The sequence below is a fragment of the Paenibacillus sp. Y660 genome (assembly GCF_057221575.1).
Genome location: NZ_JBXBBJ010000055.1, coordinates 1 through 9,507, shown reverse-complemented (window position 1 = coordinate 9,507; position 9,507 = coordinate 1). Strand labels below are relative to the sequence as shown.

At 48.6% G+C, this 9,507-nt stretch carries 11 protein-coding genes; 3 read left to right on the top strand and 8 right to left on the bottom strand.

Features of this window, described 5'->3' with window-relative positions; translation table 11 throughout:
* Nucleotides 1-438: 438 nt before the first annotated feature.
* The gene (locus tag AC2TDN_RS26120; RefSeq protein WP_484690688.1) at nt 439-1,632 is read right to left on the bottom strand and encodes an MFS transporter; all 1,194 of its coding nucleotides are present in this window, start codon (nt 1,630-1,632) and stop codon (nt 439-441) included.
* Nucleotides 1,633-1,810: 178 nt separating this feature from the next.
* Here AC2TDN_RS26120 and AC2TDN_RS26115 point away from each other — a divergent pair, with 178 nt between their 5' ends.
* The gene (locus tag AC2TDN_RS26115; protein WP_484690687.1) at nt 1,811-3,280 is read left to right on the top strand and encodes an aminotransferase class I/II-fold pyridoxal phosphate-dependent enzyme; all 1,470 of its coding nucleotides are present in this window, start codon (nt 1,811-1,813) and stop codon (nt 3,278-3,280) included.
* Between the two features lie 135 nt (nt 3,281-3,415).
* Entirely contained in the window at nt 3,416-3,832 is a 417-nt protein-coding gene (locus AC2TDN_RS26110; RefSeq protein WP_484690686.1) for a DUF1885 family protein, read from the top strand.
* Between the two features lie 79 nt (nt 3,833-3,911).
* Here the strand turns inward: AC2TDN_RS26110 and AC2TDN_RS26105 are convergent, their stop codons facing one another.
* The 3 genes from AC2TDN_RS26105 to AC2TDN_RS26095 all read right to left on the bottom strand — a co-directional run bounded on the left by AC2TDN_RS26105 (nt 3,912) and on the right by AC2TDN_RS26095 (nt 5,273).
* Nucleotides 3,912-4,220 (bottom strand): DUF1292 domain-containing protein, encoded by a 309-nt coding sequence (locus tag AC2TDN_RS26105; protein WP_169083213.1) that lies wholly within the window; start codon nt 4,218-4,220, stop codon nt 3,912-3,914.
* A 116-nt stretch (nt 4,221-4,336) separates the two neighbouring features.
* Nucleotides 4,337-4,900, bottom strand: a complete 564-nt coding sequence (locus AC2TDN_RS26100; protein WP_482066847.1) for a stalk domain-containing protein — start codon at nt 4,898-4,900, stop codon at nt 4,337-4,339.
* Between the two features lie 169 nt (nt 4,901-5,069).
* The gene (locus tag AC2TDN_RS26095; RefSeq protein ID WP_484690685.1) at nt 5,070-5,273 is read right to left on the bottom strand and encodes a hypothetical protein; all 204 of its coding nucleotides are present in this window, start codon (nt 5,271-5,273) and stop codon (nt 5,070-5,072) included.
* Between the two features lie 130 nt (nt 5,274-5,403).
* On the opposite strand from AC2TDN_RS26095, the gene AC2TDN_RS26090 reads away from it, so the two are divergent.
* Nucleotides 5,404-6,132 carry an MBL fold metallo-hydrolase gene (locus AC2TDN_RS26090; protein ID WP_484690684.1) on the top strand — a complete coding sequence of 243 codons (729 nt, stop codon included), beginning with the start codon at nt 5,404-5,406 and terminating at the stop codon, nt 6,130-6,132.
* 123 nt (nt 6,133-6,255) lie between these two features.
* Here AC2TDN_RS26090 and AC2TDN_RS26085 read toward each other — a convergent pair whose 3' ends face one another.
* The 4 genes from AC2TDN_RS26085 to bioF all read right to left on the bottom strand — a co-directional run bounded on the left by AC2TDN_RS26085 (nt 6,256) and on the right by bioF (nt 9,375).
* On the bottom strand, nt 6,256-6,507 hold the full coding sequence (locus tag AC2TDN_RS26085) for a DUF3892 domain-containing protein (RefSeq protein ID WP_484690683.1): 252 nt from the start codon (nt 6,505-6,507) through the stop codon (nt 6,256-6,258).
* 87 nt (nt 6,508-6,594) lie between these two features.
* On the bottom strand, nt 6,595-7,437 hold the full coding sequence (bioC, locus tag AC2TDN_RS26080; protein ID WP_484690682.1) for a malonyl-ACP O-methyltransferase BioC: 843 nt from the start codon (nt 7,435-7,437) through the stop codon (nt 6,595-6,597).
* Nucleotides 7,400-8,200: an alpha/beta fold hydrolase gene (locus tag AC2TDN_RS26075; protein WP_484690681.1), complete on the bottom strand. Its 801-nt coding sequence runs from the start codon at nt 8,198-8,200 to the stop codon at nt 7,400-7,402. The genes bioC and AC2TDN_RS26075 overlap by 38 nt, the downstream gene beginning before the upstream one ends.
* A complete protein-coding gene (bioF, locus tag AC2TDN_RS26070) occupies nt 8,197-9,375 on the bottom strand; it encodes an 8-amino-7-oxononanoate synthase (protein WP_484690680.1) in 1,179 nt (392 codons plus the stop codon). Before bioF ends, AC2TDN_RS26075 begins: the two co-directional genes overlap by 4 nt.
* Nucleotides 9,376-9,507: the final 132 nt, after the last annotated feature.

Here is a 9,507-nt window from a genome sequence, read left to right as displayed (position 1 = left end):
TCATAGTAGAGCGTCCTCCTTGGATGATAGGTAATAAGGGCTTTGACCCCGTGCAACCCTATCGTACCAGAGGCGCTCCTTTTCATTCAAAGGCCATTTCTTAGCACCTACAGGAATTTTATCTCCATTTAAACGAGGTTAAAATGGGGTTTTCCGAGTGATGGCGGAACCTGAGTCCGCGAACGCCACAATAATCGTTGAATTAGTAAAATAAAGGAATCACTGTCCGCTGAAGCTCTCATTTCCACCACCGCCCACATGCCTGATTAGTTGCAATCGATGTTTGTGGAAGTTATTCCATTTGGCTGCAAAAGCTCAAAATAGAAAGATGGCGGTACAGGAATAGTCCCTGCACCGCCATCTTTTCTTTCAATTTTTGTTCAAAAGCAACCTATTTCTCTAGCGAGTTTAGTACGTTTGAGACAGCAACTTTATTTGTTATTTAGCCGTATCTGCCGCGCTTTCCGGAAAGCTGATCTTGTCCAATTGGCGGAAGCGAAGCAGCAGGAGCAGAGCTGCCAAGCACAATATGCCGCCAAGCAAATAAGGAAGTCCCATTTCAATCGTGAAGAAGAAGGAGCCTAGCAGCGGCCCTGCTATACGGCCTAAGCTATCCATGGACGAGCTTAGACCGGATGCAACACCCGTACCGACAGTCGTCTTCTGCGTAATGAGCGACGTAACGCACGGCCGGATCAAGGAGTTGCCGATTCCAAATACAGCAAGCGACATCGTAGCCCACCATAAGGAATGTGCGGCGAGCAATAGGAAAAAACCAATAGCTGAAATGATGAGCCCTAAAGCGATATATTTGGGCTCCTCGCCTTTCTTGATAAGCCTGCGTACAATGCCCCCTTGCACAAGCGCACCGACAAACCCGCATACAAAAAATAATATGCCGACCTGCAGCGGAGTGACGTCAAACCGCCGCATTCCAAAAAACTGCAGCGTTGCTTCCATTCCCGCGAGCGTGAACGTTACGAAGAACGCCAATACGTACAAATATTTAAGCGGTCCAGTAAAAGCCGCAAGGCGCGATACCCGCTTCTCCGACTTGCTTCTCCGTTGTTCTGGCGCAAGTGATTCCTTCAGCTTCGCCGCGGCAAGCGCGAAGGTAATGAGCGCCAAGGCCGATGCTGCGTAAAAAGGGGTTTCTAGCGTGACCACGCTGAGCAAACCGCCAACGCCCGGTCCTATCGTAAAGCCAAGGCCGATCGACATGCCGACGAGCCCCATTCCCTTTGTCCGCTCCTCCGGCGGCGTTATGTCTGCGACATACGCAACGATAACGGAAGCAACTGCACCCGAGAACAAGCCGCCAAGCACACGCGAAAGATACATAAGCGTCAAATTGCCGGAGGACAGCCCAAACAGCAAAAAGCTCGCAGCAAATCCAAGAACGCCGACTAAAATAATTGGCCGTCTGCCAATACGGTCGGACAAGCTCCCCCAGAAAGGTGATAGAATGAACGAAACAGCAGAATAAATAGCCAGCATCCGTCCCGTATGTAATTCTGCTTTGCTTGGATCCGCTGCTTGGATAATTTCAGGCATAACCGGAATGATAATGCCGAATCCTATAAATGTTGTCATTAGAATAGCCATTACAATAAGCATTCGTTTATCTTTCATGCTGCAACCCCTCCACCAACCTATGTTACCATATCCTTTTATCCATCATGTATGAACAATTGAAGAACAAATAAGACAGACTCACAAATTATTAAAAAAATGTAGCTTGCAATCCCCCCTGTATTTGCTATACTCAACTTTGTTTGTTACCTCTTAATGAAAGGCAGGGATGATAGCGATGGATCACAATAAAACCCCGCTCTTCACCGCGCTTCGCCGACATGCGGAGCAGGATCCCGTTCAGTTTCATATTCCCGGACACAAAAAAGGATTGGGCAGCGACTCGGAATTTCGCGAATTTATCGGCGATAACGCGTTGTCGATCGATTTAATCAATATAGCACCGCTTGATGACCTGCATCAACCGACAGGCGTTATTGAAGAAGCGCAGAAGCTGGCTGCTGACGCCTTCGGATCGGACTATACTTATTTCTCTGTGCAAGGAACAAGCGGCGCAATTATAACCATGATCTTATCGGTATGCGCGCCTGGGGACAAAATTATCGTTCCTCGCAATGTGCACAAATCCATTATGGCTGCCATTATTTTTGCAGGCGCTAGACCTGTATTCATCTCGCCTGCGCGTGACAATAATCTTGGTATCGACCACGGCATCACGACTCGATCCGTCCGCAAAGCGCTCGAGCGCCACCCTGATGCCAAAGCCGTGCTTGTCATCAACCCGACTTACTTTGGCATATGCGCCAACCTCAAAGAGATTGTCGATCTTGTTCATTCCTTCGACATCCCTGTCCTCGTGGACGAGGCGCATGGCGTGCTCATTCATTTCCATGAGAAGCTGCCAATGTCCGCTATGCAAGCTGGCGCGGATATGGCTGCGACTAGCGTTCATAAGCTCGGCGGCTCCATGACACAAAGCTCGGTGCTCAATGTCCGCAAGGGTAGAGTCAACCCGCATCGCATTCAGACTGTAATCAGTATGCTGACGACAACGTCGACATCCTACATCTTGCTGGCATCGCTGGATTCGTCGAGACGCAATCTTGCTTTGAACGGACATGCTATCGCTGAGCGCGCGATTGAGCTTGCCCAGCTTGCCCGTAAGGAAATCAATGAGATTCCAGGTCTGCATTGCTTCGGAGAAGAAATTCTCGGTGATGAGGCTACCTATGATTACGATCCGACTAAAGTTTCCATTCATGTCCGTCACCTTGGCATTACCGGCTACGAGACGGAAAACTGGCTTCGCGACAACTATAATGTGGAAATTGAAATGAGCGACATGTATAACATTCTTTGCTTAGTTACGCCTGGAGATACCTCTGATTCCGTATCAAAATTATTAATTGCGCTTCGCGGCCTGTCAGAGCGGTTCCATGATGGTGCTGAAGCACGTGAATTAGTTGTCAAAATCCCAGATATCCCGCAGCTTTCCTTATCGCCGCGCGATGCTTTCTACGGTCAGACGGAAGTGCTGCCATTCAAGGAATCAGCGGGCCGAATTATTGCGGAATTTATCTACGTATACCCGCCGGGCATCCCGATTCTGCTGCCGGGCGAGGTTATAACGCAAAAAAATATCGATTATATCGTTGATCACGTCCAAGTCGGCCTGCCGGTCAAAGGACCTGAGGATCGCAGCATCGAATATGTGAAAGTAATCGTTGAAGAAACGGCTATTTCATAATTAAAGCTTGTAAACCGACTTAATGAAGCACAACAATGCTTCGAGGGTCGGTTTTTTTTCGCTCCATTTTTCCGGAATGCCACTTATTGTCAACCGATTTCTTGCATGCTATGATGTTTGCAGAGGTGAGATACGATGAGTCAAAGCGCTTACATAAAATTTGTGCAAGGATCATCCGTGGAGAAGCTGACATTAGAGGAAGTGCAAAGCCAGCTCCTGCATTACCAAGAGCAAACGAAGCTAACCGGCTTACAGTTAGATTGGGATTACGCCGAAGCAGCATTCCCTTATACGATCGAATCAAAGCAGGATGAACGTTGGTTTTATTTGAAGGGTATTAATCCTCTTTATAAGCATATTATATTTGGCCCAAGCGAAACAGAGACCGTGTCTGGCAAAGTCGTACCCTGCGTGCAGGTCGTTCTTCCCGACGAATCTACCCACGGCGACAAGGCGAAAGCAAATGAGCTGTGCAAATATATCGCCAAGCAGCTGCAAGCAGAGCTGACCATGTTCAATGGCCGAACGATTTATTATAATCCGCGCAAATAATCAGGCGCACACAAAAAATCCGCAAGCGGCGCTCGCGGATTTTTTGTATGCTGCAAGCTCGTAAGATGGCGACCCGGAACTAGTTCCCTTCGCTCTCCGTACGTGCAATTTCCTCGTAGATCGCCGTTACGCGATCCCACTCGGCATCGTCTTCGATGCCAACAAGGAAGGACTCATCGTTTTCTTCTTCAATACGGAAAATGACGCCGTCTGCTTCCGGATCGTTGCGATCCAGCAATACTGCGTACACATTGTTTTCGGATTCAAACGTATAAACCATGACCATCTCGCGTTCCTGGCCCTCGTCGTCAGTCACGATAAAGACATGCTCTTCATGCTCGTGATCTTGACCACAGCCGCAATCATCTCCATGCTGATGCTCGCTCATGATATTACCCCATTTCAATAATGTTTACAGACTATCGTATAGTAACATGACACTCTATCTACGGTCAAACAAAGACGCCCCTCGCAGTAGAGGAGCGCTTTGGCTTTGCCTATGCATTATTGGGAAGAAATTAATTTTTCAGAGACAGGCGTCCATTCATCCGAACCTTGCAGCTTGACAAAGAAACGAATCGGATATTTTCCGCTAGCTTCAAACTTATAATCAATTTCATCTGTTGCAAACCAAAAATTGTCCTTGTTCGTTGTTACGGCTTCCGTTTGAATTACTTTCTCTTTACCATATGGGTCAAAGATCGAGACTTTCACAGCGACGATATCCGTCTTCAAATTATCGATCTGAGCAAACACTTTGAACTTCGCTTGATAGCCCTTGGATACATTTCCGAATACCGCATTGTTTTGGAAAAGAAACATATGCACATTTGGCTTATACACGGCTGCTCGTTTGCTTTGATTATCCCATTCAACGATCGCTTGCATTGATGTGGCTAATTGACGAAGCGGCAAATAGGTTTTGCTGTCTGTGACTAAACCACCGTCATCCTGCTCATTGCCATTAATGATGACGCGAACCTTCTGTGTTGCAGAATCTGCGAACAGCATGGTTCCGCCCCAAACCGATAGCAACAGCAGCAGAATAGCAACTTTTGTGAGTTTCATAGATGTAAGCCCTCCATCCGATAGCTGGATGTATGGTTATACTCGCTTGCATCACCAAAGTTGCGCTTTGGACAAATCTATTTGCACCCCTAAGCATAATTCGACCAGTATTGTCAAACGCTGTTGAAACATGCGCTTGCCTGGGAAATACCGAAATGAAATGATGCTATTACCCAAACGTTCTCGTTAGTATGCAAGGTACGCCCTTCCCTAGTGTGCCGGGCTGTCTCATCCTTGCCAAATAGCTCATTCCCCTTGCGCACGGCGTCTTGCACACCGCACAAGTGTCCGATAGCACCAGCTTGTAATTATAATGCTTGCGATCGCTTGCCGGCTGTTTTTTCTTCGCTACTTTACCTTTTCCTTTGCTCATCCTTCGTTCGCCTCCACTATACGTTTCGCTTTAGCATTGTATGTAGGGAAGGGCGAATGTGCATCTGCAATTGTCAGGGATACACAATTTTTGGTACAGTACTTATGTGGAATGCTGAGGAGGTTTTATCATGAACATAAAGATGATTGGAACAGGAAGCGCTTTTGCGAAAAAATACGATAACAACAATGCCATTATTGAATCAGACGGCTTTCGACTGCTTGTTGATTGCGGTATTACTCTTCCCAAAGCGCTGCATCAGCAGGGATATTCCTTCTCTGAGCTTGATGCGGTATTGATTAGTCACATTCATGGAGATCATGTTGGCGGCTTGGAGGAGTACGCTTTTCAGATGATGTTCAAATATAATCGCAAGCCGGTACTTTTCATTGCCGAATCACTAATTGAACCGCTTTGGGAACATACTCTTCGCGGCGGGCTAACGCAGGAGCCGCTAGATAAGCTGGAGCACTTCTTTGAGGTTCGTCCACTCAAGCCGAATATAGAAATTGAGCTTCATCCCGGCTTAACGGTCAAGCTCATTCAAACGAAGCATATTCCGAATAAGCCCAGCTATTCCTTTCTATTTAACAATAGCTTCTTCTATTCTGCCGATATGCGATTTGATCCGTCGCTGCTTCAACAATTGGTTGATGAAGGCGTCACCACGATTTATCATGATTGCCAGCTTGAAGCGCCAGGAGTCGTTCACGCCTGCTTGGAGGAGCTTCTAAGCCTTCCGGAAGAAATCCAAAGAAAAACATGGCTCATGCACTACGGAGACGCTATAGAGCAATTTGAGGGCCATACCGGCCATATGCGAATTGTCGAGCAGCATAAGCAATACACGGTAGAGTAGACATAAGAAAGGCGCCTGCATATTCCTTATGCGGCGCCTTTCCTTTTAGAGCCTTAGTCCCATGGACGATCTAGGCTAATCATGCTGGTTTGTCGGTTTATTTAAGAGCATTAACTAATTGCCCTAAAAGGTAGGCAGCTGGTCCAAATTGTTCGTCGGATCGCCGTCGGCATCACCGCGGATATACGTATCGCCATCTCTGCCCTTGAAAGCGTTAACGCCCGAAATATTTCCGGCTTGGACTTCCTGAAGCGCCGTTGCATAATCAAGCACGCGACCGTTTGTCGTTTTGAACGCAGTCAGGTCACCGTCTCCGTTTTTTTGCACTGCGACAATCTGCTCTCTCGTGTCTTGTCCGCCAATCGAATCGCTCATTTTTCGTTAGCTCCTTTCAATGTAGAAGAATGTACAACAATCCTTATATTGCCTTATAGATGGAGTTATTATGCAGAGAAACCCCATTTATTTTGCAGCTTGCGCTTGGAATAATAAAAGCTCGTATGTTGCAGCGATGCCTTCTGGCAGGCTGAACCTCTTCTCATACTCCATGTACATGTTCGTGAACAGGCTTCTTGAGCCGAAGTAGCGTTTATCGGCAGCTTCTGAAGCGCTGGCTCCTACCGCTTTTACAGAGTGCAGAAACTCTCTTACAGAAGCAAATATTTCGATTTGAGTCGAGCATTCAGCTTGAATGGTTGAGAAGCCCGCTTCAGCCAGCATGCCCCTCCACTCGGAAGCGGATTGGAACGAAAGCCCGTGACGCTGCGGGACTTTTCCGTTGGCATTATAAACGGCATTAAATGATTCATGCAGCTCGCAAAACGTTTCCGGCCCGAACGTTGTAAACACCAGCAAGCCTTCTGAACGAAGCAGGCCTTGCAGCTTGCGCAGCGTCTTGCTCGGCTCGCTCAACCATTGAAAGCATGCGTTAGCGACGATCAAATCAAATGAGCCTGATGGAGCCTCGGACACCCACTCCTCGACATCTGCATGCAAAAAACGAACGCGCGCTCGTCCAGAACCTAAACGGAGACGATGCTCAGCTGCTTTTAGCATCTCCGGTGCCAAGTCAAGTGCGGTAATCATGGAGCTTGACCATTTGTTAGCCAACATTTCGGTCAGCGTTCCGGTTCCGCAGCCTACTTCAAGTATTCGAAGCGCGGGGGGTTCTTCTGGGTGAGCATGCTTTTGAAGCGTTTGGGCAAGTCGATCCGCCATTAAGCGCTGCACGTTTGCATGCTGATCATAAGTACCGGCTGCGCTGCGATTAAAATGTCGTTTGATCATTTGTTTTCTGTTGCTCATGCCACCATCTCCTTAGCTCGACGGCTATGCCCGCTTCCCTTCCAATAAACGGTACATGGCCGCAGTCGGTTAATGTTAGCAGCTCAGCGCTTGGCAATAGGGACATCAACTCCCCGGCAGCGCCGTATGGACAAATCTTATCCTCGGTGCCATGAATTAATAAAACAGGGCATGTCATCTGTGAAAGTAGAGTTAAGCTCTCCTCATGACGTAAAAGCTCAAGTCCCGCGATAAGAGCAGAGGTTGTCCAGCCACCTATCGACGGAAGACTGTCAGGCAAGCCAGCTTCCCGTTCCGAATCCGTAAACATGATCTGCCGAAATTTCAACTCTACTTCAAATCGGTCATTCTGAAGGCTTCTAATCATCTGCCTCATATAAGCATCCGACCATCCCCTAGTCTTCTCTTCTCTTGAACGGGTAAACCGGGCTGTTCCTGCGAGCAGCAAGAGACCGTCTGCGTACCTTCTTGAAGCAAGTCTAAGTGCCAATAATGCGCCAAGCGACCAGCCTGCTATCAATAGCGGACTTCCGGAGGCTTCTGCAGCCGAATCGATCAGCTCCAGCATCTCTTCTGGCGTATCTGCCTTGCTGTAATCTACAGCGATATGATGAAATTCCGGTAAACACGCATGAAACCGGTCGAAGACTGTATTCGAAATGCTCCATCCCGACAGCCATAGGATCGTGCTTTGCTTCATGCCGGTGCCAGGTCTGTCAAATAGGGCAGAATCATTCAACGGATAATCAGCCAATTCTGTCATGGACTCAGCACCCCCAGCTGCAATCCGATCCGGCGAATGCGCATGGCCGCATCGACCAATTCATGCTCAGCATGCGCTGCCGATAAGGAGAAACGAATGCGCGCGGTTCCGATTGGAACGGTTGGCGGACGAATCGCTACAGCGGCGATTCCTTCAACTTCGAGCGCTTCACTGAAACGAAGTGCCACTGCGTTATCGCCGACGATCAGCGGAATGATAGGCGTGTCCCCGGAGCCGACGCTAAAGCCGGCAGCACAAAGCGAGGAGCGGAACAGCCTGCACGCCGCATGAAGATGTTCACGCCGCCAATGCTCGGCCTGCACCAAGTCGAGTGCGGTTGAAATACCTGCGATGAGCGACGGGGGCAGCGCCGTTGAATAAATCAACGACCTTGCCTTGTTGATCAGCCAGCGGATTAAAGTTCGACTGCCGCAAACATACGCGCCGTATACGCCAAACGCCTTGCTGAATGTACCCATATGTACATCCACCTCATTTTGCAAACCCAGCTCATGGCATAACCCCTCGCCGCGCGCTCCGTAAATTCCCCCGCTATGCGCCTCGTCTACCATCAGCATCGCACCATGCTCTCTTTTGAGCGAAGCTAGCTCCTGCAAGGGTGCCAGATCGCCATCCATGGAAAAAACGGCATCTGTAACAATCAGCTTACGCCGTTTGTCACGGTGCTTGTTCAGCAATGCCTTCAGATGCTCCATATCGTTATGGCGGTATCTAGCATGCTCGGCTCGGCTCATGACAATGCCGTCCACAATGCTCGCATGGTTGAACTGATCACTGAAAACGACATCGCCTCGTCCAACGAGTGCGCTTATTACACTTGAATTAGCCATATAGCCGTTTGCAAATACAAGTGCAGCCTCACTGTTCTGCCAAGCAGCCAGCTCTTCCTCAAGGCGGCCATTCAGCGGCCGGTTGCCGGTTACAAGGCGCGAAGCGCCTGAGCCTGCTCCGCCTATAAGAAGCTGCTCGCGAATCGCCTCAGTAATGGCGGGATGCTGTGCAAGCCCTAGATAATCATTGGATGCCAGATTTAACAGCACTCGTTCTCCGCGCCGCACATAGCCAAGGCGATCTGAAACGGTGTCGCTCTCGCGCAGGATGCGCTCTAGCGATGCATCAGTCAATTTCGCAAGCTCTTCTTCCATCCACTTCATGTTCTGTACCTCCCACTATAAAGTAATGTTTTCTCCCGTTTTCTCGCTTATTCTCAGTATTACAACATTGACACCTTGTGTGGTAGTGGTGGAGAATGTAGACTCTACATCATTTTCTGTAAGGACGTAGGC

Excerpts from the sequence above, each read along its gene's own strand:
- AC2TDN_RS26110 (WP_484690686.1), top strand. The coding sequence starts at position 3,416 with ATGAGTCAAAGCGCTTACATAAAATTTGTGCAAGGATCATCCGTGGAG.
- AC2TDN_RS26075 (WP_484690681.1), bottom strand. The coding sequence starts at position 8,200 with ATGACAGAATTGGCTGATTATCCGTTGAATGATTCTGCCCTATTTGAC.
- AC2TDN_RS26115 (WP_484690687.1), top strand. The coding sequence starts at position 1,811 with ATGGATCACAATAAAACCCCGCTCTTCACCGCGCTTCGCCGACATGCG.
- AC2TDN_RS26095 (WP_484690685.1), bottom strand. The coding sequence starts at position 5,273 with ATGAGCAAAGGAAAAGGTAAAGTAGCGAAGAAAAAACAGCCGGCAAGC.
- AC2TDN_RS26100 (WP_482066847.1), bottom strand. The coding sequence starts at position 4,900 with ATGAAACTCACAAAAGTTGCTATTCTGCTGCTGTTGCTATCGGTTTGG.
- AC2TDN_RS26120 (WP_484690688.1), bottom strand. The coding sequence starts at position 1,632 with ATGAAAGATAAACGAATGCTTATTGTAATGGCTATTCTAATGACAACA.
- bioC (WP_484690682.1), bottom strand. The coding sequence starts at position 7,437 with ATGAGCAACAGAAAACAAATGATCAAACGACATTTTAATCGCAGCGCA.
- AC2TDN_RS26105 (WP_169083213.1), bottom strand. The coding sequence starts at position 4,220 with ATGAGCGAGCATCAGCATGGAGATGATTGCGGCTGTGGTCAAGATCAC.
- bioF (WP_484690680.1), bottom strand. The coding sequence starts at position 9,375 with ATGAAGTGGATGGAAGAAGAGCTTGCGAAATTGACTGATGCATCGCTA.
- AC2TDN_RS26090 (WP_484690684.1), top strand. The coding sequence starts at position 5,404 with ATGAACATAAAGATGATTGGAACAGGAAGCGCTTTTGCGAAAAAATAC.
- AC2TDN_RS26085 (WP_484690683.1), bottom strand. The coding sequence starts at position 6,507 with ATGAGCGATTCGATTGGCGGACAAGACACGAGAGAGCAGATTGTCGCA.